General features: G+C 69.0%; 23 protein-coding genes. 15 read left to right on the top strand and 8 right to left on the bottom strand.

The window, feature by feature from the left end:
• The first annotated feature begins 56 nt into the window (after window positions 1-56).
• The gene (locus tag J2X36_RS05425) at window positions 57-824 is read left to right on the top strand and encodes an invasion associated locus B family protein (RefSeq protein WP_310347104.1); all 768 of its coding nucleotides are present in this window, start codon (window positions 57-59) and stop codon (window positions 822-824) included.
• Window positions 825-842: 18 nt separating this feature from the next.
• On the opposite strand, the gene J2X36_RS05420 is transcribed toward J2X36_RS05425, so the two are convergent.
• On the bottom strand, window positions 843-1469 hold the full coding sequence (locus J2X36_RS05420) for a 2-hydroxychromene-2-carboxylate isomerase (RefSeq protein WP_310347102.1): 627 nt from the start codon (window positions 1467-1469) through the stop codon (window positions 843-845).
• A gap of 165 nt (window positions 1470-1634) precedes the next feature.
• Between J2X36_RS05420 and J2X36_RS05415 the strand changes: the two genes are divergently transcribed.
• Complete coding sequence (locus tag J2X36_RS05415; protein WP_310347100.1) at window positions 1635-2873, top strand: argininosuccinate synthase; 1239 nt, start codon at window positions 1635-1637, stop codon at window positions 2871-2873.
• A 275-nt stretch (window positions 2874-3148) separates the two neighbouring features.
• Entirely contained in the window at window positions 3149-3388 is a 240-nt protein-coding gene (locus J2X36_RS05410; RefSeq protein WP_132250605.1) for a hypothetical protein, read from the top strand.
• Between the two features lie 38 nt (window positions 3389-3426).
• On the opposite strand, the gene mtgA is transcribed toward J2X36_RS05410, so the two are convergent.
• Entirely contained in the window at window positions 3427-4194 is a 768-nt protein-coding gene (mtgA, locus tag J2X36_RS05405; protein WP_132250602.1) for a monofunctional biosynthetic peptidoglycan transglycosylase, read from the bottom strand.
• 37 nt (window positions 4195-4231) lie between these two features.
• Between mtgA and J2X36_RS05400 the strand changes: the two genes are divergently transcribed.
• Both J2X36_RS05400 and leuB read left to right on the top strand, forming a co-directional pair.
• A complete protein-coding gene (locus J2X36_RS05400) occupies window positions 4232-5218 on the top strand; it encodes a farnesyl diphosphate synthase (protein ID WP_310347097.1) in 987 nt (328 codons plus the stop codon).
• A gap of 84 nt (window positions 5219-5302) precedes the next feature.
• Complete coding sequence (gene leuB / locus J2X36_RS05395) at window positions 5303-6412, top strand: 3-isopropylmalate dehydrogenase (protein ID WP_310347095.1); 1110 nt, start codon at window positions 5303-5305, stop codon at window positions 6410-6412.
• A gap of 97 nt (window positions 6413-6509) precedes the next feature.
• Here leuB and J2X36_RS05390 read toward each other — a convergent pair whose 3' ends face one another.
• Both J2X36_RS05390 and J2X36_RS05385 read right to left on the bottom strand, forming a co-directional pair.
• A complete protein-coding gene (locus J2X36_RS05390) occupies window positions 6510-6923 on the bottom strand; it encodes a hypothetical protein (protein ID WP_310347093.1) in 414 nt (137 codons plus the stop codon).
• Between the two features lie 167 nt (window positions 6924-7090).
• Window positions 7091-8005 (bottom strand): hypothetical protein, encoded by a 915-nt coding sequence (locus tag J2X36_RS05385; RefSeq protein WP_310347091.1) that lies wholly within the window; start codon window positions 8003-8005, stop codon window positions 7091-7093.
• 395 nt (window positions 8006-8400) lie between these two features.
• Here J2X36_RS05385 and J2X36_RS05380 point away from each other — a divergent pair, with 395 nt between their 5' ends.
• From J2X36_RS05380 to truB, 10 genes are all read left to right on the top strand, one after another.
• Window positions 8401-9435, top strand: coding sequence for an aspartate-semialdehyde dehydrogenase (locus tag J2X36_RS05380; RefSeq protein ID WP_310347090.1), 1035 nt, complete (start codon window positions 8401-8403; stop codon window positions 9433-9435).
• 160 nt (window positions 9436-9595) lie between these two features.
• Window positions 9596-10657: a hypothetical protein gene (locus J2X36_RS05375; protein WP_310347088.1), complete on the top strand. Its 1062-nt coding sequence runs from the start codon at window positions 9596-9598 to the stop codon at window positions 10655-10657.
• Window positions 10658-10671: 14 nt separating this feature from the next.
• Window positions 10672-11373: a hypothetical protein gene (locus tag J2X36_RS05370; RefSeq protein WP_310347086.1), complete on the top strand. Its 702-nt coding sequence runs from the start codon at window positions 10672-10674 to the stop codon at window positions 11371-11373.
• Window positions 11374-11935: 562 nt separating this feature from the next.
• Window positions 11936-12700 carry a ribosome maturation factor RimP gene (gene rimP / locus J2X36_RS05365; protein ID WP_310347084.1) on the top strand — a complete coding sequence of 255 codons (765 nt, stop codon included), beginning with the start codon at window positions 11936-11938 and terminating at the stop codon, window positions 12698-12700.
• A gap of 66 nt (window positions 12701-12766) precedes the next feature.
• Window positions 12767-14371 (top strand): transcription termination factor NusA, encoded by a 1605-nt coding sequence (gene nusA, locus J2X36_RS05360; protein WP_310347082.1) that lies wholly within the window; start codon window positions 12767-12769, stop codon window positions 14369-14371.
• 25 nt (window positions 14372-14396) lie between these two features.
• Window positions 14397-15197 (top strand): RNA-binding protein, encoded by an 801-nt coding sequence (locus J2X36_RS05355; protein WP_132250584.1) that lies wholly within the window; start codon window positions 14397-14399, stop codon window positions 15195-15197.
• The gene (infB, locus tag J2X36_RS05350; RefSeq protein ID WP_310347078.1) at window positions 15198-18137 is read left to right on the top strand and encodes a translation initiation factor IF-2; all 2940 of its coding nucleotides are present in this window, start codon (window positions 15198-15200) and stop codon (window positions 18135-18137) included.
• A gap of 206 nt (window positions 18138-18343) precedes the next feature.
• Complete coding sequence (locus J2X36_RS05345; RefSeq protein WP_132254543.1) at window positions 18344-19219, top strand: hypothetical protein; 876 nt, start codon at window positions 18344-18346, stop codon at window positions 19217-19219.
• A 207-nt stretch (window positions 19220-19426) separates the two neighbouring features.
• Window positions 19427-19864: a 30S ribosome-binding factor RbfA gene (rbfA, locus tag J2X36_RS05340; protein ID WP_310347076.1), complete on the top strand. Its 438-nt coding sequence runs from the start codon at window positions 19427-19429 to the stop codon at window positions 19862-19864.
• A gap of 107 nt (window positions 19865-19971) precedes the next feature.
• Window positions 19972-20994 (top strand): tRNA pseudouridine(55) synthase TruB, encoded by a 1023-nt coding sequence (gene truB, locus J2X36_RS05335; RefSeq protein ID WP_405029725.1) that lies wholly within the window; start codon window positions 19972-19974, stop codon window positions 20992-20994.
• Window positions 20995-21040: 46 nt separating this feature from the next.
• Here truB and J2X36_RS05330 read toward each other — a convergent pair whose 3' ends face one another.
• Genes J2X36_RS05330 through J2X36_RS05315 form a run of 4 tightly spaced genes read right to left on the bottom strand, consistent with a single transcriptional unit; the run spans window position 21041 to window position 23916 of the window.
• Window positions 21041-21175, bottom strand: a complete 135-nt coding sequence (locus tag J2X36_RS05330) for a hypothetical protein (RefSeq protein WP_281024567.1) — start codon at window positions 21173-21175, stop codon at window positions 21041-21043.
• Window positions 21172-21333, bottom strand: coding sequence for a hypothetical protein (locus J2X36_RS05325; RefSeq protein WP_165937873.1), 162 nt, complete (start codon window positions 21331-21333; stop codon window positions 21172-21174). Before J2X36_RS05325 ends, J2X36_RS05330 begins: the two co-directional genes overlap by 4 nt.
• On the bottom strand, window positions 21330-22403 hold the full coding sequence (locus tag J2X36_RS05320; RefSeq protein ID WP_310347074.1) for a phytoene/squalene synthase family protein: 1074 nt from the start codon (window positions 22401-22403) through the stop codon (window positions 21330-21332). Before J2X36_RS05320 ends, J2X36_RS05325 begins: the two co-directional genes overlap by 4 nt.
• The gene (locus J2X36_RS05315) at window positions 22384-23916 is read right to left on the bottom strand and encodes a phytoene desaturase (protein ID WP_310347199.1); all 1533 of its coding nucleotides are present in this window, start codon (window positions 23914-23916) and stop codon (window positions 22384-22386) included. Before J2X36_RS05315 ends, J2X36_RS05320 begins: the two co-directional genes overlap by 20 nt.
• Window positions 23917-23949: the final 33 nt, after the last annotated feature.

Raw genomic sequence — 23949 nt, 5'->3', positions numbered from 1 at the left:
TGTACGAGCCTCCGATCCAAGCTTTCGAAGTCCGGTTATCCGAGGGGTCCGTTCCGATGCTCGTTGCCCAATCCGAGACGCGCCGCTCCCGCGCCATCGCGCTTCTCGCGCTCGCGGGCGCCCTCGCCGCGGGCCAGGCCTCGGCGGAGCCGTCCGGGAAGCTCGCGCCGCCGCCGCTCACGGCGCCGCCGATCACCGCTCCGATGACGGCCACGACCCAGCAGCCGCCGCAGGTGATCAACGTGAAGCCCGATTCCGGGCAGCCCGGCTGGCTGAAGGTCTGCAACAAGGACCCGGGCGGCAACAACCTCTGCAGCGTCACCCGGGATTTCGTGTCGGAGGGCGGCAAGCCGCTGATGGCGATCGCCCTCTACGAGATGCGCAGCGCGCAGACCAAGCAGGAGGCCCGCATCCTGCGCTTTCTCGTGCCGCTCGGGCTCATTCTCCAGCCGGGCATTCGCGTCACGGTCGACGGGCAGCACCCCACCTCCGGCAAGTTCTCCACCTGCACCGTGATCGGCTGCTTCTCCGAGGTCACGATCGGTCCCGACGCGCTCGCGGCTCTGCGGACGGGATCTGCCCTGAAGCTTGCGGTCTTCAACCAGACCCAGCGCGAGTTGAACTTCATGGTGCCGCTCGCGGGACTCGGGGGCGCGCTCGACGGCCCGGCCATGACCGAGGAGGAGCAGAAGAAGTATCAGGCCGAGGTGGCGCGTCGTGCGGAGGAGGCGCGTCGGCGCCAGGAGACCGACACGTCCGGTGCCGCGCCGGCCGCGGATGAGGTCAAGCCGGCGCCGGCCGCGGAGGCTGCGCCGAAGCCCTGATGCGGGCCACCTCCGGTCTCAGCGGAGGTCCCCCGGCCGGTCGCCCCCCGCCCAGGCCAGGGCCTGCTCCAGCCGGTCGTTGCCCCAGAACAACTCTCCGTCGTCGGTCAGGAAGGTCGGCGCGCCGTAGATGCCGCGGGAGCGCGCCTCCTCGCCGGCGACGCGCAGCCGCGTCTTGTTCGCCTCGGCCGAGGCGCTCTTCAGGGTGAGCGTCCCGTCGAGGCCGAGCCGGTCGAGAATCGCGGCGACGGAGGCCGGCTCCGCGATGGAGCGGCCCTCCGCGAATTCCGCCGCGTAGACCGCTTTGCTGAAGGGTAGGAGCCAATCCTGATCCGCGCCGAACACCGCGACGCGGGTGGCGCTGAGGCTGTTCTGCGGGAACGGGTCCGGCCGTGTGATCGGCGGCAGCCCCAGGCGCGCGGCCTCGCGCTCCAGGTCGCGCCACATGTTGCGGCCCTTGGCCGGGTAGAGGTTGAACGGCGAGGAGGTCCAGCCCTGCGCCGCGAAGATCGGCCCGAGCAGGAAGGGCCGCCAGCGGACCGTGACGCCGGCGGACTGCGCCAAGGCCTCCACGCGCATCGCCGCCAGATAGGAATAGGTGGAGGCGAACTCGTACCAGAACTCGAGGGTCGGCCGCCGCGCCATGTCGGGAAATCTCCGGAGCGAGTGTGCAGGCTAGTCCTCCCCCACCGCCGTGTCCGCGATAAGGCGGCCGGGCCCTTCCGAACGATCGACGTGGCCCGCCGGTTGCAGGGCCGGCCCCGCCACGATAAGCCGCCGCGAAGCCCGGCGAACCGAAGTCCCGATCCCATGTCCCAATCTCAGAAGCCCGTCAGCAAGGTGGTCCTCGCCTATTCGGGCGGCCTCGACACCTCGATCATCCTGAAATGGCTGCAAACGACCTACGGTTGTGAGGTCGTGACCTTCACCGCCGATCTCGGCCAGGGCGAGGAGCTGGAGCCTGCCCGCCGCAAGGCCGAGCTTCTCGGCATCAAGCCCGAGAACATCTTCATCGAGGACCTGCGCGAGGAATTCGTGCGCGACTACGTGTTCCCGATGTTCCGGGCGAACGCGCAGTACGAGGGTGTCTATCTCCTCGGCACCTCGATCGCGCGCCCGCTCATCGCCAAGAAGCAGATCGAGATCGCCGAGAAGGTCGGTGCGGATGCGGTCTGTCACGGCGCGACCGGCAAGGGGAACGATCAGGTCCGGTTCGAGCTCGGCTACTATGCGCTCAAGCCCGACGTGACGGTGATCGCGCCATGGCGCGAGTGGGATTTCCGCTCCCGCGAATCCCTCATCGCCTTCGCCGAGCAGCACCAGATCCCGATCGCCAAGGACAAGCGCGGCGAGAGCCCGTTCTCGGTCGACGCAAACCTCCTGCACGCCTCCTCCGAGGGCAAGGTGCTGGAGGATCCGGCCGACGAGGTCCCGGATTACGTCTATTCGCGGACGCTCTCGCCCGAGGAGGCGCCCGACACGCCGACCGTGATCAGTATCGGCTTCGAGCGGGGCGATGCGGTCTCGATCGATGGCGAGGCGATGTCGCCCGCGACGCTGCTGGCCAAGCTGAACGAGCTCGGCCGCGCCAACGGCATCGGCCGCCTCGATCTCGTCGAGAACCGTTTCGTCGGCATGAAGAGCCGCGGCATGTACGAGACACCTGGCGGCACGATTCTGCTGCCGGCGCATCGGGCCATCGAGTCGATCACCCTCGACCGGGGCGCGGCGCATCTCAAGGACGAGCTGATGCCGCGCTACGCGGAGCTCATCTACAACGGCTTCTGGTTCTCGCCGGAGCGCGAGATGCTGCAGGCGCTGATCGACAAGAGTCAGGAGCAGGTCACCGGCACGGTGCGGCTGAAGCTCTACAAGGGTGGCGTCCACGTCATCGGCCGCGAGAGCCCGAACTCCCTCTACGACCAGGACCTCGTGACCTTTGAGGAGGGCGCGGTGGCCTACGACCATCGCGACGCGGCGGGCTTCATCAAGCTCAACGCCCTGCGGCTACGTACCCTCGCTCAGCGCAGGAAGAAGCTCGGCGGCTGAGGGGCCACGCCGCACCTCTCTGATCGGTACGGCGCAGGTGATCGGTGCGGACGGCGCATACCGTCCGCAAGATGGCGGGGCAGATCCTCGCTGCGCCGATGCGCACATCGAAGATCCGATCGGGTTCCGGCGGTTGTCCTGAATTAAATCTGCAACTGGAAATCTATACTACAGTCTGGCGCGACGAGGCTGCGCTCCGCTCGGTGATCTGCAGTAAAGATCCAGTAAGTGGATGTGTGAGAGACAGGGCGAGACTTTCGAGCCCGAGCCCCTCCATGCTGAGCATGTCCCTGTCCGGAAATCGATTTCGCCGTAAGGGCCGAATAGTGGTGGAAGGCGGAGCAGATTTGCCCGTCATGATTGAAGCGATGTCTGAAGTCGGCGCACGCTTGACCACGTCCGATGCTGGGCAAATCCCGGCGGCCTTCACGCTGGTCATCGAGCCTCAACAGATTCGCGTGACTTGCCAGACCCTGTGGCGTTCGGGGGCCGAGGTCGGCGTCCGTTTCGACTGAGTGGCGCTCGCTCCCGAGCGTGACGTCGCCCTGCCCGCTCAGCCGCGCAGGCACCCCATCAGTCCCTCGACCTGCCCGAGGCGGCCCTGGATGCGCGCGGCGGCCGCACGCACGCCCCGTGAGGGCTTGCCGGCGCTCCGGAGGATGGGGTTCGGGAGGGCCGCGGCCAGCAGCGCCGCCTCACTTCGACTGAGCGCCCGGGCATCCTTGCCGAACCAGTGGCGGGCTGCGGCCTGCGCGCCGAACACCCCCTCCCCCCACTCGGCGACGTTCAGGTAGATCTCCATCACCCGGCGCTTGCCCCACAGCGTGTCGGCCAGCATCGCGAGCGGGATCTCCAGACCCTTCCGGATGATCGAGCGGCCCGGCCACAGGAAGACGTTCTTCACCGTCTGCATGGTGATCGTCGAGGCGCCCCGGCTCGGCCCTTCCTCGTCGTCCACGACGTCCCGGAGCGCGGCCCAGTCGACCCCGCGATGGGCGCAGAAGCGCTGGTCCTCCGAGGCGATGACGGCCTGCACGAGGTGCGGCGAGATCGCGTCGAGGGGGACGGAGGTCCGCTGAGCGGGCTGGCCCGTCAACCATCGGCCGAGCATCAGGGTTGAGGGCGGCGTCAGCGCGCTATAGACGAGCGCGAGCAGAAGGATGAGGGCGAGGCCGAGGATGGGGAGGAGCAGGATCAGGCCCGCGATGCGCCGCGCCAAGCCGCTGCGCCCGCGGCGCGTGCCCCGTGCGCGCGGCAGGTCCCGTTCGCCCGAGCCGGTGGCGGCGCCGCCCGGTCCGCCGCTTCGATCGATCCTCCCCACCGCAACGCTTTCATTTCCGATCAAGGCCTGAGTCTCGATGACGACCCCGATGACCACCTCGAAGCCCTCAACGCAAGCTTCCCACGCTTCGGTCAACCCGGGCACGCCGGCGGATGCCTTTTCCCACAGGCTCGGCACGGTCGCCGACGCCGTCGAGGCGTTTCTCGCCGAGCGGCTCGGGCCCGAGGCGGGGACGGGCGAGATCGCACGTCCCCCCCGTCTGATGGAGGCGATGCGCCACGCCGTGCTCGGCGGCGGCAAGCGGCTGCGCCCGTTTCTCGCCGTGGAGACGGCACGGATGCTCGCTGGTCCCGAGGAGGGCGCGCTCGCAGCAGGCTCGGCGATCGAGCTCGTGCACTGCTACTCGCTCGTCCATGACGACCTGCCGGCGATGGACAACGACGACCTGCGGCGCGGCAAGCCCACCGTCCACCGGGCCTACGACGAGGCGACCGCGATCCTCGTCGGCGATGCCCTGCAGACCCTGGCCTTCGAGATCCTCGCCGATTCCCGCTGGCAGGCGAATGCCGCCATTCGCGCGGATCTCGTCCTCGGCCTCGCCCGAGCCTCAGGGCTCGGCGGCATGGTCGGCGGCCAGCTCCTCGACCTCGGGGCCGAGGGACGCTTCGGACCGATCGCGGTCGACGTGGACGACACGCTGAAGCTCCAGGCCATGAAGACCGGCGCGATCCTCGCCTTCTCGGTCGAGGCGGGGGCCATCGTCGGCGGCGCGAATGCCGACGAACGCGCGGCGCTTCTCCGCTACGGCCTCGCGCTCGGCCAAGCCTTCCAGATCGCCGACGACATCCTGGACCGGGAAGCCTCGCCAGAGGCGATGGGGAAGGCGACCGGCAAGGACAAGGAGGCCGGCAAGGCGACCCTCGTCGACCGGCTCGGTCTCGACGGTGCGCGTGCCGAGTGCGACCGGCTCGTCGGCGTCTGCGAAGAGGCGGTCTCCCGCTGGGGCGCGAAGGCCGAGATCCTGCGCGAGGCGGCCCGCTTCACGGTGGCCCGCAAGGCCTGATCGCGGTCCCCGCCCGCTTGCCAAAGGCCGGCCCGCGCCGATAGAGCCGCGCGGCACGTTCCGTTTCAGCAGACGAGTTCCACCATGACCACCTACAAGCTCCTCCTCCTGCCCGGCGACGGCATCGGCCCCGAGGTGATGGCGCAGGTGGAGCGGGTGGTCGGCGCGCTGCGCGAGTTCGGTATCGCTTCGTTCGAGACCGAGACCGACCTCGTCGGCGGCGCCGCGATCGACGTGCACGGCAAGCCGCTCGCGGACGAGACCCTGGCCCGTGCCGACGCCGCGGACGCGATCCTGCTCGGCGCGGTCGGCGGCCCGAAATGGAACGGCGTCGCCTATGAGATCAGGCCCGAGGCCGGCCTCCTGCGTCTGCGCAAGGATCTCGGCCTCTTCGCGAACTTGCGCCCGGCGATCTGCTATCCCGCTCTGGCCGACGCCTCGGCCCTCAAGCGCGATCTCGTCGAGGGCCTCGACATCATGATCGTGCGCGAACTCACCGGGGGCGTCTATTTCGGCGAGCCGAAAGAGATCACGGTGCTGGAGGACGGCTCGAAGCGGGCCGTCGACACGCAGGTCTACACGACCGGCGAGATCGAGCGGATCGCCCACGTGGCCTTCGACCTCGCCCGCAAGCGCTCGGGCCGCGTCGCCTCCGCCGAGAAGCACAACGTGATGAAGTCCGGCGTCCTCTGGAAGGAGGTCGTCTCCAAGGTTCATGCCGAGCACTACACGGACGTGCAGCTCGAGCACGTCCTCGCCGACAATTGCGCCATGCAGCTGGTGCGGCGCCCGAAGCAGTTCGACGTGCTGGTGACCGACAACCTGTTCGGCGACATCCTTTCCGACGCGGCTGCCATGCTCACGGGTTCGCTCGGCATGCTGCCCTCCGCCTCGCTCGGCGCGGTCGACGCACGCGGCACCCGCAAGGCCCTCTACGAGCCCGTGCACGGCTCCGCCCCCGACATCGCGGGGCAGGACATCGCGAACCCGCTCGCCATGATCGGATCGCTCGCCATGAGCCTGCGCTACTCGTTCGGCCTCGGCGAGGCCGCGGATCTCCTGGACGGCGCCATCACCGACGCGCTGGCAGGGGGCGCTCGCACGAAGGACATTGCGGGCGCCGGCGCGAAGGTGCTCGGCACCGGCGGCATGGGCGATGCGGTGATCGCGGCGCTAAAGGCGCGCGCGCGCTGAGCGCGCCGGCCGACACTCACCGGCACTGGTCGAGGACCTCACCAACGAAAAGGGCGCCCCGCGGGCGCCCTTTCTTGCTTCGGTCGTTCGTGTCGGCTCAGTACGGGTTGCCGTAGCGCGAGACGTAGGAGGTCGGGTCGATCGCATCGACCGCCGAGAAGTCGACGTTGCGGATCGCGCTCGACCGGGCGCCGATGAACGGGCCATTGGTGATCGGGTCGGGCAGGATGCCCGCGCCGAAGCGATCGTTGCGGCCGTAGACCGGGTTCAGCTGGTTCGAAGCGGCGATCAGCTGCGGGTTGGTGGCCGGGTTCCCGAGCCCGCCCGCGGTGCTGCCCGGCTCGACCACGTTGCCGGCATCGAGCCAGCTCCGCGGACGGATGCGGATCGGCAGCGGCTGGCTCACCCGGTAGCCCGCCGGCGCGTAGCGCCCCTGAGCATCCGCTGCGGTGCTGAGGCCGAGGCCGGCGACAGCGAGGGCTCCCATGAGGGCAATCTTGAAAGAGCGCATGACGCACCTTGGTTAAATTCGGACTGACTTTGGCACCGAAGGGTTAAGAGCCTGTCACGCCAAGCTGGCGCGCAGCTGTCCTAGCTCCTGCGCCGATCGGTGTTTCCGGCCATTGGTCCTCGGCTTGTCTGTGGAGAAGACGTGCCAGCGGAGCCGTTGTTCCCGACTCATGGCCTAGCTTGCACGTTTTCGCCCCGTTTTCGCCTTATTTTTTCATCGATCCGCGCGGGGCCGATCGACCCGGTCTGCCCGCCCTGATCGGACACGGCCGAAACCGAATTCTCGCTCCGGCAACGCGGGTCGCGCCGCGCCGCCGCTTCACGGAAGACGGCCTCGGTCGCCGCGTCCGCGGATCCGTCGAGGGCGAGGCCATCCAGGGCGCAGGCGAGCGCCGCCGCCTCCGGAGGTCGTGCGAGCGGGGCGCAGAGCCAGCCTTCGAGACGAACCGGCGCGGCCTCGAGACTGAGAAACCCGGTGCAGGTGCGGCTCGTGACCCCCGCCAGCACAGCCTCAAGGGTTTCGACCGCACCGAATTTCGTGACCACACGGCCGCGTTCGCCTGTGCGCGTCACGGAGAGGCCCGGGCCGTCCGCGGCTCGGCGTGCCAACGCGACGAACAGGCTCGGGGTCGGCTCGCTCGTGACCCCCTGGGTCAGCGTCACCCGCAGATGGGATTCCTCGATCGCGGAAAAGTCGCCGCGGGACAGGCTCGCCTCGCGCAAGGACGTGGCGGCGTTGATGCGGGCCGGCTCCGGGCGGATCGCCTCGACCCCGGCGGGATCCTCCAGCCGCAGCCGCGGACCTGCCTCGGCGATCGGCACCGCCGGCCTGACCGGCAGAGCCGACGCGGGCACGAAGGCGACGGTGACCGCCTGCTCCGGTTCGCGGACAGGCGGGTCTGTCCGGATCGTGTTGCGGGCATAGAGGCTGAGCACGGCGATCACCGCGGCCGCAGCCGTCGCGCGGAGCGTGAACCGGGCAGCCCCGAACGGGCGCGGGGCGGCAGCGGGGGGCGCCCCGTCGGCCTGAATATCGGCTCCTCCCAGCGCGTCGAAATGCGGTTCGCGGCGTTCTCTCGTCATCGGCATCTCGCGGGCGCGGTTCAGGCTCCGGGCGGGCATTTGCAGGCATCATGGGCGCCCCCGTTCGCCACCGGGTTTCCGCGCGAGATCTCTCGGCCGCCTTTCTGCGGTCTCGGTAAATCGAGTCTTTTTCGGCAGGGATCGCCGAGGCTGTGGCGCGGTCGCCCTTGACAGCTGCGCGACCGAGGAGTCTTGCTCCCGCCGGCCGGAGGCCCCACCTCGGATGAAAGCCGGGACTGGGATTCGATGGCGACGCTCCGCCCGGGTGCGGCGCGGATCTCGTCCCGGCGGTCGCCGTCTGCGCGTCGAGGATATGCCCGCAGGGCAGGATGGCCGGACCGTCGCCGGAAGAACCGTGCGGTCGCGGGTCGAAGGTTTCAAGCGGAGTGGGAGAAATGGGTTACAAGGTCGCCGTCGTCGGTGCCACGGGCAACGTGGGCCGCGAGATGCTCGACATTCTGGCCGAGCGCGCCTTCCCGGCCGACGAGGTCGTCGCGCTGGCTTCGCGCCGGAGCCAGGGGCAGGACGTCTCGTTCGGCGACAAGATCCTCAAGGTCAAAGCGCTGGATACCTACGATTTCTCGGACACTGACATCTGCCTGATGTCGGCGGGAGGCGAGGCCTCGAAGGAGTGGTCGCCGCGGATCGGCCAGCAGGGCTGCGTCGTGATCGATAACTCCTCGGCCTTCCGCTACGATTCGGACGTGCCGCTGATCGTACCCGAGGTGAATGCCGACGCGATCGTGGGCTTCTCCAAGAAGAACATCATCGCCAATCCGAATTGCTCGACGGCGCAGCTCGTCGTCGCGCTCAAGCCGCTGCATGACGCGGCGACGATCAAGCGCGTCGTCGTCTCGACCTACCAATCCGTCTCCGGCGCCGGCAAGGACGCGATGGACGAGCTCTTCAACCAGACCCGTTCCGTCTTCACGGCGGGCGAGGTCAAGGTCGAGAAGTTCACCAAGCGCATCGCCTTCAACGTCATCCCCCACATCGACGTGTTCATGGAGGATGGCTACACGAAGGAAGAGTGGAAGATGGTCGCCGAGACCAAGAAGATGCTCGACCCGAAGATCAAGCTCACGGCCACCGCCGTGCGCGTGCCGGTCTTCATCGGGCACGCGGAATCGGTGAACGTCGAGTTCGAGCGTCCCCTGTCGCCCGAGCATGCCACCGAGATCCTGCGCGCGGCGCCGGGTGTCCTCGTGGTCGATAAGCGTGAGCCCGGCGGCTACATCACGCCCCACGAGGCGGCCGGCGAGGATGCCACCTACATCTCCCGCATCCGCGAGGACGCGACGGTGGAGAACGGGCTCGCCTTCTGGTGCGTCTCGGACAACCTGCGCAAAGGCGCGGCGCTGAACGCCGTGCAGATCGCCGAGGTGCTGATTAATCGGAAGCTCCTGAGCAAGGCGAAGCAGGCGGCCTGATCCGCCGTCGCACGCGTCTTCGGTCCAAAAAGCGCCGTCCCGCCTGAGCGGGGCGGCGCTTCTCGTTTGTGCCGTAACGCGGACTTGATGTGACAACAGACCTAGGAATCTGTACCGCTTAAAGAACAAAGCACGAACACAGGCTGTCGAGATGTTAGGTTTGCCGCCGCGCGACAGCGAACTCAGCCGCATCCGCCAAGTGCTGGCGGGGCTGCTGGTCGAGACGAATCTCATCCGTCTCTCGCGGAGCCTCGCCCGCAAGTACAGTCCCGATCAGCCCCGCGCGCCGGCCGGTCAACCGGATGGCGGCCAGTGGATCTCGGAGGGCAGCGGAGCAGGCGAGGGAGACGTCGATCCCGCGCTCGTGGGGCCGGGCCTCTGGGCCTCCCTCGCGTCGCAGGATCAGGCAGGCGAAGACGGTCGCAGCCGCGAGCGCACGCTGCTCGAGGACGGCTCCGAAGTTCTCACCATCCGGATCCATGCGGGCCCGCGCGCCGGTGACGAGGAGCACACGGTCACCGCACCGGACGGCGAGAGTCGGGTCTTCGAGACGTCCGGCGACATGCAAACCATCCGGGATGGGTCGTCCGGCGAGATTCTGTCCCGTACGCGCTTCACCGGAACGGGCGTAAAGCCCGTCGCGAGCGTTCAGCCCGCTTTCCTTCCTGCGCTGCCGCTGGTCGTCACGACCACGGTCGAACTGGCAGCCATCCTCGCCACGGTTCTTTCGGCACGAGAAGGCCGGTTTGGGGCTGCCCTCGGTCTCTCCGCCAACGGGTACGCGCAAGACGGAAGCCTGGAAAACGCTCCGTTGGTGTGGGTGAGGCCGCTGACGCGATCGGAGCTTGAGGTCGCCTGTCCGCGAGCAGGTGAAGTCTCGGCTCTTGCCGATCGGGTCGCTGCTCAATTGAGGCAGTCGAAGCCGCTACTCACACCGCAAAATTTTGGAAATGCCCTGCACTACGAAATAGCCAACGCGATAAATTCGCGAAATGATCCTGATTTCGTTGCTGAAATTTCTTTCGACGATAATGGAAAAGAGGCTGATTACGGAGATCTCGGATCCATTCGTCTAGATGTGCTTGAAAATACAAAGCACAACACGGTGTGTGTCTATGACCATAAGACGGGATCGCGGGGGCTCTCCGCTTCACGCGCTCTCTGGATCGCAACCATTGTGAAGAAACGCTATCCCCACGTTCAGCAGATCATCATCGTGTAAGTGAGGCCTCGGACATGACGACATTAAAACAGATTAAGAGTCTTTCAAAGGATTTGCTCGATCAACGCTCTGATTTGATCCTGATTAAGGGTCACGTGATTTGGCTTAAGCCGATCGACCATGTCGGGCGCACCATCCGGTTTGATCGATCCTCATGTGCACGACGGTTCTATCTGAGCTGGGAAGTCACCGAACTCTATGCACCCGAAGCGAGGCCGGCCCGATCCTACGGGTGCTGCGGCCAGAGATTCCTGCGGCGGACCGGTTCGAAAGGCGAGGATTTCGTTGGATGGGATTGGGACGATCCGGCCATGCCGGGCGGCTTCCGGCAGGCTATGGAGGAGAGCGTGTTGCCGATGCTCCATCCGCTCGACAGCTTGGAGAAGGCGCTCGCCTTCGTGCGCGGCCACCAGCCGACGGTCCTGACCCGTGGCTGGCGGTGGCACCTCGTTGCCGCCGTGGCACTCGGGGAGCTTGATGCCGCGCGGGACCTCTGGCGGGAGCGCGGCCACCTGTATTGGAAAGGGGAGGTCATGCGCGACCCACAGGATCAGTTCCTGTACGATCGCTATTGCGAGATCGGCGAGCCTCTCATGGCGGATGACCGAGCCTCCTTGGCGCGGATCCTCCACCGATGGGAAGCCGAGAACGTGCGGGGCACCGCGATCGAGCCGTACTGGGTGCCGACGCCCTTCCCGCTTGAGCGTGAGGTCTGACCGACACGTCCTGTCAACCCGCCATGTCCCGGTTGGACCAGAACGCATAACGACCAAGAAGCAAGTCCGACAGCTCTTCCTCCCGATCTTGAAGAGGCCTGATAGCGACGCCTGGCATCCGGCATGCGAACACATCGGGATCCGGCAGGGGCCAGCAAGTCCGCTTGTCGAGACTGAGCCGTCCGCCTCGCACCCCGCCTCGCCCGCGAGGATAGGCGCGATCAAGCGTGCGCCCGCCCGTCAGCCAGACGGCGCTCATCGGGCTGCTCCTCCATAGCCGAGAGCCGGACACCGCGCGGCATCGCGATCGAGCCCAACCGGATACCCGCGCCCTTCCCCATCGAGATCGGCTGACGATCGCTCGCCGCACCCCCTCTCTGTTGGAAGGGAGCATTCTATCCGCGAGAAATTGGCTTGAATCCCGGCGCTCCCGGCGCTATTTCAGACCCAACAGTTCTGGTTGCAGTCGTGAGGCTGCGGTTCGGGAGTGGGCCCCACCGGGCCCGCTCTTTTTTATTGCCGCATCGCGCGACCCGGCCTGTCACGTCGGAGCCTTGAGCGCATGGCGGAAGCCCCCGAGAAGCGTCTGGTCAGCGAGAGCGGCGTCGCCGCGCGCGTCGTGCAGGTGGTCGAGGCCCCCATCGAGGGGCTCGGCTACCAACTCGTGCGCGTGAAAGTCTCGGGCACGAACGGTTGCACGGTCCAGATCATGGCCGAGCGGCCGGACGGGTCGATGACCGTGGAGGATTGCGAGGCGGTGAGCCGCGCGCTCTCGCCGATCCTCGATCTCGAAGACCCGGTCGGTCGGCCTTACCACTTGGAGATTTCCTCGCCCGGCATCGACCGGCCGCTGGTGCGCGTCTCCGACTTTGCCCGCTGGGCGGGCTACGAGGCCAAGATCGAGCTTGCCGTCCCGCTCGACGGCCGCAAGCGCTTCCGCGGCATCATCGACACGCCGAGCCCGGACGGGCGGACCGTGCCGGTCGATCTGCCCGACGTGAAGGAGGGCCTGCCGAGCCGGATCGACGTGCCGCTGCGCGATCTCGCCGAGGCCCATCTCGTCCTCACCGACGATTTGATCCGCGAATCGCTCCGCCGCGGGTCCGCCCCGCCGCAGGACGACGACGAGGATCTCGAACCGGATCAGGTCGAGGCCGACGCACCGCACGCGGTGCGCCTCGTGCCCGCTCCGCAGCGGCCGAAGCTGAAGGAAGCAAAGCCTGTGAAGCCCAAGGTCCCACAGCCCAAGACGCCGGAGCAGAAGGAGAAGGCGAAATCCGCCGTCACCAAGGCCGTGCGTCTGAAGGATTCCGGCAAGCTCCACTGAACGAGCCCCTGTCCCGCCGTCTGAGGCGGGGCGTGAACAGATTGTGAGAGAGAAGGAACGATTCCGATGGCCGTCGTCAGCGCCAACAGGCTCGAACTCCTGCAGATCGCCGATGCGGTCGCCCGCGAGAAGGTGATCGACCGTCAGATCGTGATCGAGGCCATGGAGGAGGCGATCGCGAAGGCGGCTCGCTCCCGCTACGGCGCCGAGACCGATGTCCATGCCGAGATCGACGCGAAGACGGGGGCGCTTCGCCTGTCGCGCCACCTCCTCGTGGTCGATCTCGTCGAGAACGACGCCCGCGAGATCACCCTCGATCAGGCCCGCCGCTACAACCCCGCCGCCCAAGTCGGCGACGTGATCTCCGACACCCTGCCGCCCTTCGATTTCGGGCGCGTCGCCGCCCAGTCCGCCAAGCAGGTGATCGTCCAGAAGGTCCGCGATGCCGAGCGCGACCGCCAGTACGAGGAGTATAAGGACCGCATCGGCGAGGTCGTGAACGGCCTCGTCAAGCGCGTCGAGTACGGCAACGTCATCGTCGATCTCGGGCGCGGCGAGGGCATCGTGCGGCGCGACGAGATGATCCCGCGCGAGACGTTCCGGCCGGGCGACCGCATCCGCTCGTATCTCTTCGACGTGCGCCGCGAGGTGCGCGGGCCGCAGATCTTCCTCTCGCGCTCGCACCCGCAATTCATGGCCAAGCTCTTCGGCCAGGAGGTGCCCGAGATCTACGACGGCATCGTCGAGGTGAAGGCGGTGGCGCGCGATCCCGGCTCGCGGGCCAAGATCGCCGTCATCTCCCGGGACGGCTCGATCGACCCGGTTGGCGCCTGCGTCGGCATGCGGGGCTCGCGCGTCCAAGCGGTGGTCGGCGAGCTTCAGGGCGAGAAGATCGACATCATCCCGTGGTCCGAGGACCAGGCGACTTTCATCGTCAATGCGCTGCAGCCGGCGGAAGTGGTCAAGGTGGTGCTCGACGAGGAGGCCGACCGTATCGAGGTCGTGGTGCCCGACGACCAGCTCTCGCTCGCCATCGGCCGCCGCGGCCAGAACGTGCGCCTCGCTTCGCAACTCACGGGCTGGGACATCGACATCCTGACCGAGGCCGAGGAATCGGAGCGTCGCCAGAAAGAATTCGCCGAGCGGACCCAGGTCTTCATGGAAGCCCTCGACGTCGACGAGACGGTCGGCCAGCTTCTCGCGGCGGAAGGCTTCCGCAACGTCGAGGAAGTGGCCTATGTCGAGCCGCAGGAACTCGGCAACATCCAGGGCCTAGACGAAGAGACCGGCGCCGAGATCCAGGCCCGCGCGCAGGATTACCTTGCCCGCGTCGAGTCGGAATACGATGCTCGCCGCCAGGAACTCGGCGTCGAGGATGACGTTCGGGAGATCGAGGGCATCACCACCCCGATGCTCGTCGCCCTCGGCGAGAACGAGGTGAAGACGGTCGAGGATCTGGCAGGCTGTGCCACGGACGATCTCGTGGGCTACACCGAGGGCCGCGGCCAGGACGCCGTGCGCCACGTCGGCTACCTCGACGGGTTCGACGTCTCGCGGGCCGAGGCCGAGGCCATGATCATGGCGGCGCGCCTCAAGGCCGGCTGGATCGAGGCTCTGCCCGAGGAGCCGGCAGAGGGCGAGGAAGCCGCGGAGGCGGAGGCGGAGGCCTGAGGCGAGCCGAGGGAATCAGATTCCGATGACGACAGCGCGCGAGGCGGATGATCCGGCCATCGCCGATCTCGATGCGGGCCCCCTCACGGGCCGGCACGGGGCTCGGCGGACCTGCATCGTCACGCGCGTTTCGCAGGACCCCGCCCGACTGATCCGCTTCGTGCTCGGGCCCGACGGGACGGTGGTGCCGGACCTGCGCGCGCGCCTGCCCGGCCGCGGCGCCTGGGTGAGCGCGCGGCGCGAGGCCGTGGCCGAGGCCGCGCGCCGCCGCCTGTTTCAGCGCGCCTTCAAGACGAAGACGGCCGAGGCGGCGGATGATGTGGCCGACCGGATCGCCGAGTCGCTGCGCGAGGACCTGCGGCAGGGGCTGGCCCTCGCCAACAAGGCCGGTTGCGTGGTCGCCGGCTTCGCCAAGGTCGAGGCCGCGATCGGCGACCGCGCCGGCGTCGCAGCGATCGTCCACGCCTCCGATGCCAGTGCGGATGGACGCCGGAAGATCGCCGCGGCATTGCACCGGCGGCATGGCGATGCCATATCCCGTGTACCGATCATCGATGACCTGTCCGGTGTCGAATTGGACATGGCCTTGGGTCGGGATCATGTGATACACGCTGCGCTCGTCGCAGGAGTCGGTGCGTCCGGCTGCCTGGCGCGTTGGCGTCGGTACCGCTCCTTCGAGGGCGTTGCCACGACGACTGAGGGGACCGGTTCCGCCCGCGATGGCGAGATCGGCTCCGATCTGCCTGACGACGATGTGACGGATCTGGCCGGTACCGGGACGGTTGCCGGTGGACGGGACGATGGAAACCCTCAGGGTTTGGGCTGAATGAGCGATACGAACAATCCGGGAGACAAGACTCTGACGAAGGCACCCTCGAAGCCGCTGTCCTTGAAGCGTCCGATCGAGCAGGGCACTGTCCGTCAGAGCTTCTCCCACGGCCGCTCCAAGCAGGTCGTGGTCGAGACGGTGAAGCGCCGGGTCATCGGCGCGACGCCCGGCACGGCCGCACCGCGTGAGGCTGCGCCCGCCGGCCGTCCCGCAGCGTCGGCACCGGCCGCACCCGCGCGTCCGGCAGCCGCTCCGCAGCGATCGTCTTCCGGCGTCGTCCTTCGGACGCTGAGCGAGCAGGAGCGCGACGCCCGCGCCGCCGCTCTCGCCGACGCGCAGCGCCGCGAGCAGGAGATTCGCCAGCACGCCGAGGACGAGGCGCGCCAGCGCCGCGAGCGTGAGGAGGCGGAGCAGCGCGAGCGCGAAGCCGCCGAGCAGCGCAAGCGCGACGAGGAGGCCCGTCGCCGGCAGGACGACGAGCTGCGCCGCCGCGCGACCGAGGAGGCCCTGCGGCGCACCGACGCCGAGGCTACCCGCGCACCCGCCCCGCCCGCTGCCGCTGCCGCTCCGAGCGCGCCGGTTCCGGCCGCGCCCGCCCAAGCTGCCCCCGCCCAAGCCGCCCCCGCGGCCGCGCAGCCTGCCGCGCCCCAGCGTCCCGCCGCGCCTGCGGCCCGGCCGGCGGCCGCCTCTGCCGCTCGCTCCGCCCCATCTGCCCGCCCGGCGACCGCTGCTCCGGTCCGCGCGCCGATCACGCCGCGCCCGCCCGCCGGCGAGCCGCGCCGGACGATCACGGCCGATGTCCGCAAGCCGCGCGACCTCAGCTTCATGGCGAAGCCCGCGCCGGCTCCCGAGCCCGAGAAATCCGCGACACCCGCCACCGCCGCGCGACCCGCCGGCGCGACGGCGGCTGCCCGCCCGGCCGGCCGCCCCGCGGTCGCTGCCGAGGAGGAGGGCGACACCAAGCGCGTGATCCGGCGGCCGGGCATGCCGCTGAAGATCATCACGCCGCCCAAGACCCCCCGCTCGCCCGGCGGCGACCGCAATCGCGGCCGACTGACGATCGCCAATGCCACCGCCGGCGAGGAGGAGCGCACACGCTCGGTCGCCTCGTTCCGCCGTCGCCAGCAGCGCATGAGCGGCCACCGGCACGTGGAGCAGAAGGAGAAGATCGCCCGCGAGGTGACGGTCCCGGAGACGATCACGATCCAGGAGCTCGCCAACCGCATGTCGGAGCGCGCGGTCGACGTGATTCGTCTGCTGATGAAGCAGGGCGAGATCCACAAGATCACCGACGTGATCGACTCGGATACCGCCCAGCTCATCGCCGAGGAGCTCGGCCACACCGTGCGCCGCGTCGCCGAATCGGACGTCGAGGAGGGTCTCACCTCCGACGAGCCCGATTTCGAGGAGGATCTCGATCCCCGCCCGCCGGTCGTGACCATCATGGGCCACGTCGACCACGGCAAGACCTCGCTGCTCGACGCGATCCGCAAGGCGAACGTCGTCTCGGGCGAGGCCGGCGGCATCACCCAGCACATCGGTGCCTACCAGGTCGCGGCCCCGAGCGGCGATCTCATCACCTTCATCGACACCCCCGGCCACGCGGCCTTCACCTCCATGCGCGCCCGCGGCGCCAAGGTGACGGACATCGTGGTGATCGTGGTGGCGGCCGATGACGGCGTGATGCCCCAGACCGTCGAGGCGATCCAGCACGCCAAGGCGGCGGCCGTCCCGATGATCATCGCGATCAACAAGATCGACAAGGCCGACGCGAACCCGCAGCGGGTCCGCACCGAGCTGCTGCAGCACGACATCCAGGTCGAGTCGATGGGCGGCGAGACCCTGGAATTCGAGGTGTCGGCCAAGACCGGTGACGGGTTGCCCGACCTCCTCGAGGGTCTGCAGCTCCAGGCCGAGATCATGAACCTTCGCGCCAACGAGAAGCGCGACGGCGAAGGCACGGTCATCGAGGCGCAGCTCGATCGCGGCCGCGGTCCGGTCGCGACGGTCCTCGTGCAGCGCGGCACCCTGTTTACCGGCGACATCGTGGTCGCGGGGGCCGAGTGGGGGCGCGTGCGGGCGCTCATCGACGACAAGGGCGAGAACATCCAGTATGCCGGGCCCTCGGTTCCTGTGGAGGTTCTCGGCTTCAACGGCACGCCGGATGCCGGCGACCGTGTCGTCGTCGTGCCGAACGAGGCCCGTGCTCGCGAGGTCACCGAGTACCGGGCGCGCATCAAGCGCGAGCGGCTCGCGGCTCGCACCGGTGGCGCCAACCGCTCGCTCGTCGACATGATGCGCGATCTCAAGGAAGGCGCCGGCCGCAAGGAGCTGCCGATCGTCATCAAGGGCGACGTGCAGGGCTCGGTCGAGGCGATCTCCGGTGCGCTGGAGAAGCTCGGCAACGACGAGGTCTCGGCGCGCATCCTGCTCGCGGGCGTCGGCGGCATCACCGAATCCGACATCACCCTGTCGCAGGCCTCCAAGGCCGTGGTCATCGGCTTCAACGTGCGCGCCCACAAGGAGGCACGCGAGGCGGCCGAGCGGGCCGGCACCGAGATCCGCTACTACAACATCATCTACGACCTCGTGGACGACATCAAAGCCACGATGTCCGGCATGCTCCCGCCGACGCTCCGCGAGGAGCGCCTCGGCGAGGCGCTGGTCCAGGAGGTCTTCGAGGTCTCCAAGGTCGGCAAGGTCGCCGGCTGCCGCGTCCAGGATGGTGTGGTGGAGCGCGGCGCCCATGTTCGCCTGATCCGCGACAACGTCGTGATCCACGAGGGCAAGCTGAAGACCCTGAAGCGCTTCAAGGACGACGCGAAGGAAGTCACCTCGGGCCAGGAATGCGGCATGGCCTTCGAGAACTTCGAGAACATGCGCGCGGGCGACACGATCGAGTGCTACCGCGTCGAGGAGATCCGCCGCACGCTCTGAGGCGGTCCTTCCCTCCGGGACGATGGGCGCGGCCTGCCTCAGGCCGCGCCCTTTCTTTTGGCGACCGGAGACGCTCTTAACGTTGACGCTCGATTCGTGCGGGGCGGCCCAGGGGCGCCCTGTTCAGGTGCATCTGCACCGCTTAGCCTCGGGCTCAACGAGACAATCATGCAGAGGCGGTCGACGGGCCGCGAGGACGGGGGCCGATGCTGAACTCCTACGTGATCCGTCGGGCGCTCTCCGACGGCAAGCACCGGAAGATCTTCGTCGAGCGCCTCACGGAGCCGCTGCACCTCAACCTGATCTCGCTCGGCGTCGCCCTGTTCGGCTCGTTCCGCGCCAAGGTCGCCTTCGACCTGATGGTGCGCCAGCAATACGCCTTCCCGATCCTGTTCGCGGCCGAGGAGGCGAAGAAGCGCGGGCTGTCGCGGATCACGGTGCTGGAATTCGGCGTCGCCGCCGGGGCCGGCCTCCTGAACATGTGCGAGCTTGCCGAGCGCGCCGAGGCCGCGACGGGCGTCGCCATCGATGTCGTGGGGTTCGATACCGGCAGCGGCATGCCGCCCGCGATCGATTACCGCGACATGCCGGAATATTTCCAGGAGGGCGATTTCCCGATGGATTTCGAGGCCCTGCGCCGCGCCTTGCCAGGCCGGTGCCGCCTCGTGATCGGCGACGCGGAGACGACGATTCCCGAATTCCTCGCCTCGGTGTCGCCCGAGGCGCCGATCGGCTTCGTCTCGGTCGACGTCGACTATTACTCCTCGGCCGTGAAGGTGCTCACGATCCTCGGCGGCCGGGCGGACCAGTATCTGCCACTGGTGCCCGTCTACCTCGACGACGTGAGCATGGACGGGGCGAACCCCTGGAACGGCGAGCTTCTCGCGGTGGCGGAGTTCAACGAGGCGCATCGCTTGCGCAAGATCGCGCCCTTCAACGTCCTGCGCTCGAAGCGCATCTTCAAGAACGCCGGCTGGATCGACCGCATGTTCGCGGCGCATATCCACGATCACCCTGCACGCACCCCCGCGACGGCCAAACGCGCGGAACAGGCCTATATCCCGAACGAGTATTTGCGCTAAAGGAAGCGCCTTCGCTCGGCGCCCGCTTCGCGGACGGCGTCCTGGTCCTCAGGTTCGCCGTCATGTGGCCGCTCGCGATCCATGCTCCGGCGATGCTCGGCAGGTGGAGGGACCGTCCCGACCGTAGCCCTTGAATGGGGGTTCGGCGGGGACGCGGTCCCCGCGCCCGTTGCAGCGTTCGCCGCCCGAACCGCGTTAGACGTCGTGATGGCCCAGAAACAGCAGAGTGCCGGTCCCTCTCAGCGCCAGCAGCGTGTGGCGGAACTGGTGCGTCACGCCCTCGCCGAGGTGCTTCAGCGCGGCGATATCCAGGATCCGGTACTCGGCACGCATGTCGTCACGGTGCCGGAAGTCCGGATGTCGCCGGACCTCAAGCTCGCCACCGCCTACATCATGCCGCTCGGCGGGCAGGACGAGGCGCCGGTCATCGCCGCTCTGGAGCGCAACCGGAAGGTCCTGCGCCAGGAGGTGGCCCGCCGGGTGAATCTCAAATACGCTCCCGAGCTCCGCTTCCGCCGCGACGAGACCTTCGACGAGGCCGCCCGGATCGATGCGCTCCTGCGCAGCGAGAAGGTCCAGCGGGATCTGGACAGCGCCCCGCACGCGGAATCAGACGGCGAACCCGAGGCCGATTCCGGGCATTGACCCCGGCGCCCGACCGAACCCATTCGACCCGAAACGCTGGACGGCGCGGCGAGGCCCGGTTCAACTCCGGAGCCCGAGCGGCCGAACCGTCATCGACCGAGGATCCCATGACCGACGTTCCGCCCATCGAGCGCCAGGAATCAGCGCCGGAGACGATGCGCCCGAGCGACCGCCGTCCCCTCGACGGGCGCCGTCCCTCCCGCGGCGGCCCCCGTCCCGACCGGCCGAAGAAGCGTGACGTGAGCGGCTGGGTCATCCTCGACAAGGGCGTCGGGATGACCTCGACGCACGCCGTCGCCGTGGTGAAGCGGGCCTTCAACGCGAAGAAGGCGGGGCATGCCGGTACGCTCGACCCCCTGGCCTCCGGTATCCTGCCGATCGCCCTCGGCGAGGCGACGAAGACGGTCCCGTTCGTGATGGACGGCCGCAAGGCCTACCGCTTCACCGTGGCCTGGGGCATCGAGACCGATACCGACGATGCGGAGGGCCGCCCGGTCGCGACGAGCGAGGCGCGGCCGACACGCGAGGCCGTCGAGGCGGCACTCCCGACCTTCATCGGGGCGATCGAGCAGGTCCCGCCGCGCTTCTCCGCCATCAAGATCGCGGGCGAGCGCGCCTACGACCTCGCGCGGGACGGCGAGGTGGTGGAGCTCGTCGCGCGGCCGGTGCAGATCGACCATCTCTCCGTGGTCGAGCACGCAGAGGGCCGCACGGTCATCGCGGCCGAATGCGGCAAGGGCACCTATGTGCGGGCGCTGGCGCGCGACCTCGGCCGCATGCTCGGCTGCTACGGTCACGTCGCCGCTCTGCGCCGCACCCGGGTCGGCCCCTTCGCGGAGGCGGAAGCCTGCAACGTCTCCGCCCTTGAGGCGGCCGGCCCCGAAGGCAACGCGCCTCACCTGCACCCGGTCGAGACGGCCCTCGACGCGATCCCTTCCGTCGCGATCTCGCGCGACATGGCACTGCGCCTGATGCGCGGTCAGCCGGTAATCCTGCGCGGGCGCGACGCGCCGACCGAGGGCAAGGTGTTCGCGACCTGCGCCGGCATCCTCGTCGCGGTCGGCGATGTGGAGCGCGGCGAATTGGTGCCGCACCGGGTGTTCCATCTCGGCGGCACCGCCGCGCGGTAAGCGCGACGCCGGCACTCCCATCGATTCGGAACGGGTGCGGAACGTCTCACCCGGTCGGTGTGTCCTCCCGCGTCTCCGACGCCGCCCGCTCCCGGTCCGCACGCATGCTCCGGCGGACCACGACGAGCTGCCAAGCCGCCAAGCCGATCAGCAGCAGCTCCAGGGCGGTCGAGGCGATCACGGCGGGCCGCCCTCCCCCACATCGGCGCGACGCTGCGCGGCGGCTTCACGGTCGCGCCGGATGCTGCGCTTGAGGACGACGAGCTGCCAGATCGCGGCGCCGAGGGCGAGCGCGAAGACGAGGCCGATATCGAAGAAGGCGAAGAGCGGATCGCTCACGGCGCGCTCTCGCGCGTCAGGGCCTCGCGCTCGCGCAAGGTCTCGATCATGTCGAGGACGCGCACCGCCTGACCTGCGATGTCCCACCAGACCGGGGCGGCGGCGGGGGGCGGCGTCGCCGCCACCGCCGCGACGAGGAAGGCCGTCTCCGGCAGGCAATGTGCCGACCTGTCGGTGCCGGCCAGGGGCAGTGCGCTCCTCAGGAGAAGCGCGGCCTTGCGGCGCCCGCGGACCCGCGCCCGGCGGTCGACCGAATCGAAACCCGCGCGCTCGATCTCCCGGCCGATCTCGGCATAGATCAGGCGCGCAGCGCGGATCGCGGGGCGGCAGGCCAACGGCAACGCGCCGATGCCGGCCTCGGACCGGGCGTAGAGCAGTTCGGCGGCCTCCAGCAGGCGCGCGACGACGCGACCGATCGCCGGGTCTGCCGCAGGTGCCGCGAGGAAGGCGTCCGGGTCGATGCCCTCCTCCGCGAGCCAGCGCAGCGGCAGGTACAGGCGGCCGGCTCGGGCATCCTCGCCGACATCGCGGGCGATGTTGGTGAGCTGCATCGCCACGCCGAGGTCGCAGGCGCGCGCGAGGGCGTCGGCATCGCGAACCTCCATGATCAGGGTCATCATCGCTCCGACCGCGGAAGCGACCCGGGCCGCGTAGGCGCACACGTCGGACAGCGTCTCGTAACGGCGTCCTTCGGCATCCCAGGCGAGGCCGTCGAGGAGCGCCTCCGGAAGCGCCCGCGGGATGGCGTAGCGAGCGACGATCTCGGCGAGCGCCCGGTCGGCCGGTTGGTCGGCTGGGTCACCGGCGTAGATCCGCGCGAGGCGCGCCTCGAGCCGTGCGACCGCCGCACGCGACGTGCCGGCGCGCGCCTCGTCCACCGCGTCGTCCGAGTGTCGGCAGAAGGCGTAGAGCCCGTAGGCCGCCCTGCGCGTGCTCGGCGGCAGCAGAAGCGAGGCCGCGTAGAAGCTTCGCGAACCCTGCCGGATCGCCGTGCGGCAGGCGGCATGGTCCCGCTCGCCGGCGTGGCGCCCAGGGGCCGGCTCGGCAAGGTCAGGCGAAGACGCGCGCATCCGGCACCACCCGATCGAGAACCCTGGCGGAGGAGAGCACGCCGGGAAGCCCGGCGCCCGGATGGGTGCCGGCCCCGACGAGGAAGAGATTGCGCACGTCCTCCGAGGCGTTGTGCGGCCGGAACCATGCGGATTGCGTGAGCACCGGCTCCAGGCCGAACCCGGACCCGCGGAAGCTCAGGAAATCGTCGGCGAAGTCCTGCGGCGTCGTCACCTTCGAGGTGACAACGGACCCGGAGAGGCCGGGCAGGAGGCTCGCCTCCAGAAACCGCGCGATGCGTGCGCGGTAGGGCTCCGCGCAGGCGCTCCAATCCTGGCCGCCGGCCAGGTTCGGCACGGGGGAGAGCACGTAGAAGGCGTCGTGGCCCGGCGGCGCCAGCATCGGGTCCGTCGCGGTCGGCCGGTGCAGGTAGAGGCTGAAATCGTCGGCCAAGTGCTTCCGCCCGAAGATATCGGCGATGAGCTCGCGGTAGCGCGGACCCATCAGGATCGTGTGGTGGGCGACGTCCGGATATTTGCGCTTCGTGCCGAAGTACCAGACGAACAGGCCCATCGACGACTTGGCCGCCTCGATCCGGGTGTCGCTCCAGCGGCGGCGCACCCTGGGCGGCAGCAGGCGACGATAGGTGAAGGCCGAATCGGCGTTCGAGACCACGATGTCGGCGGGGATACGCTCGCCCGTTGTCAGCGTGACCCCGGTCGCCCGGCCGTTCTCGACGCCGATCTCCGCCACATCCGTGCCGGTGCGCAGGCTCCCGCCCTGCCCCCGGATCAGCCCGGCCAGCCCGTCGACGAGGCGGCCCGTGCCGCCCATCGCGAAATGGACGCCCCAGCGCCGTTCGAGATGCGCGATCAAACAGTAGATCGCGCTCGCCCGGAACGGGCTGCCGCCGATCAGCAGCGGGTGGAAGCTGAAGATGGTGCGCAGCCGCTCGTCGCGGATGTGGCGCGACACCTCCCCGTAGACGCTGCGGTGGCCGCCGAGGCGCAGGAGATCGGGGGCGATCCGCAGCATGTCCCGGACGCTGCCGAAGGGAACGTGCCCGAGCTCCTCGAACCCGACCCGGCAGATCTCGCGGCTGCGCGCCATGAAGCGTTCGTAGCCCGGAACGTCGGCCTGCGAGAACCGCGCGACCTCGGCTCGCATGGCGGCCTCGTCGCCGCTGTAGTCGAAGGTCGCCCCGTCCTCGAACCGGATCCGGTAGAAGGGTCGCATCGGCACGAGGTGGACGTCGTCCGACATGCGCCGCCCGCAGAGCGCCCACAACTCCTCGAACAGGAAGGGCGCGGTGACGATCGTCGGACCGGCATCGAAGGTGAATCCGTCCTGCCGATGGACACGGGCACGCCCGCCGAGTTGATCGAGCCGCTCCAGCACCGTGACGCGGTAGCCCCGCGCACCGAGCCGGATGGCCGCTGCGAGGCCGCCGAAGCCGCTGCCGATCACGACAGCGCCCGGCTTCCGCCGCTCACTCGGTGTGTCGAGATGAATTGACTGATCAATCGTCAACATCATTGGACAGTAGGGTCGTCAAGGTTCCCGTGG

Origin of the sequence: Methylobacterium sp. BE186 (assembly GCF_031457035.1) — a bacterium.
GTDB classification, from domain to species: Bacteria; Pseudomonadota; Alphaproteobacteria; order Rhizobiales; family Beijerinckiaceae; genus Methylobacterium; species Methylobacterium segetis.
The sequence above is the reverse complement of the archived record's forward strand: the minus strand, read 5'-3'. Positions and strand labels throughout refer to the sequence as shown.

What these genes read in the sequence shown, in the direction of transcription:
- J2X36_RS05425 (WP_310347104.1), top strand. Translation starts at nt 57, where the DNA reads ATGCTCGTTGCCCAATCCGAGACGCGCCGCTCCCGCGCCATCGCGCTT.
- J2X36_RS05420 (WP_310347102.1), bottom strand. Translation starts at nt 1,469, where the DNA reads ATGGCGCGGCGGCCGACCCTCGAGTTCTGGTACGAGTTCGCCTCCACC.
- J2X36_RS05415 (WP_310347100.1), top strand. Translation starts at nt 1,635, where the DNA reads ATGTCCCAATCTCAGAAGCCCGTCAGCAAGGTGGTCCTCGCCTATTCG.
- J2X36_RS05410 (WP_132250605.1), top strand. Translation starts at nt 3,149, where the DNA reads ATGCTGAGCATGTCCCTGTCCGGAAATCGATTTCGCCGTAAGGGCCGA.
- J2X36_RS05400 (WP_310347097.1), top strand. Translation starts at nt 4,232, where the DNA reads ATGACGACCCCGATGACCACCTCGAAGCCCTCAACGCAAGCTTCCCAC.
- leuB (WP_310347095.1), top strand. Translation starts at nt 5,303, where the DNA reads ATGACCACCTACAAGCTCCTCCTCCTGCCCGGCGACGGCATCGGCCCC.
- J2X36_RS05390 (WP_310347093.1), bottom strand. Translation starts at nt 6,923, where the DNA reads ATGCGCTCTTTCAAGATTGCCCTCATGGGAGCCCTCGCTGTCGCCGGC.
- J2X36_RS05385 (WP_310347091.1), bottom strand. Translation starts at nt 8,005, where the DNA reads ATGACGAGAGAACGCCGCGAACCGCATTTCGACGCGCTGGGAGGAGCC.
- J2X36_RS05380 (WP_310347090.1), top strand. Translation starts at nt 8,401, where the DNA reads ATGGGTTACAAGGTCGCCGTCGTCGGTGCCACGGGCAACGTGGGCCGC.
- J2X36_RS05370 (WP_310347086.1), top strand. Translation starts at nt 10,672, where the DNA reads ATGACGACATTAAAACAGATTAAGAGTCTTTCAAAGGATTTGCTCGAT.
- rimP (WP_310347084.1), top strand. Translation starts at nt 11,936, where the DNA reads ATGGCGGAAGCCCCCGAGAAGCGTCTGGTCAGCGAGAGCGGCGTCGCC.
- nusA (WP_310347082.1), top strand. Translation starts at nt 12,767, where the DNA reads ATGGCCGTCGTCAGCGCCAACAGGCTCGAACTCCTGCAGATCGCCGAT.
- J2X36_RS05355 (WP_132250584.1), top strand. Translation starts at nt 14,397, where the DNA reads ATGACGACAGCGCGCGAGGCGGATGATCCGGCCATCGCCGATCTCGAT.
- infB (WP_310347078.1), top strand. Translation starts at nt 15,198, where the DNA reads ATGAGCGATACGAACAATCCGGGAGACAAGACTCTGACGAAGGCACCC.
- J2X36_RS05345 (WP_132254543.1), top strand. Translation starts at nt 18,344, where the DNA reads ATGCTGAACTCCTACGTGATCCGTCGGGCGCTCTCCGACGGCAAGCAC.
- rbfA (WP_310347076.1), top strand. Translation starts at nt 19,427, where the DNA reads ATGGCCCAGAAACAGCAGAGTGCCGGTCCCTCTCAGCGCCAGCAGCGT.
- truB (WP_405029725.1), top strand. Translation starts at nt 19,972, where the DNA reads ATGACCGACGTTCCGCCCATCGAGCGCCAGGAATCAGCGCCGGAGACG.
- J2X36_RS05320 (WP_310347074.1), bottom strand. Translation starts at nt 22,403, where the DNA reads ATGCGCGCGTCTTCGCCTGACCTTGCCGAGCCGGCCCCTGGGCGCCAC.
- J2X36_RS05315 (WP_310347199.1), bottom strand. Translation starts at nt 23,916, where the DNA reads ATGTTGACGATTGATCAGTCAATTCATCTCGACACACCGAGTGAGCGG.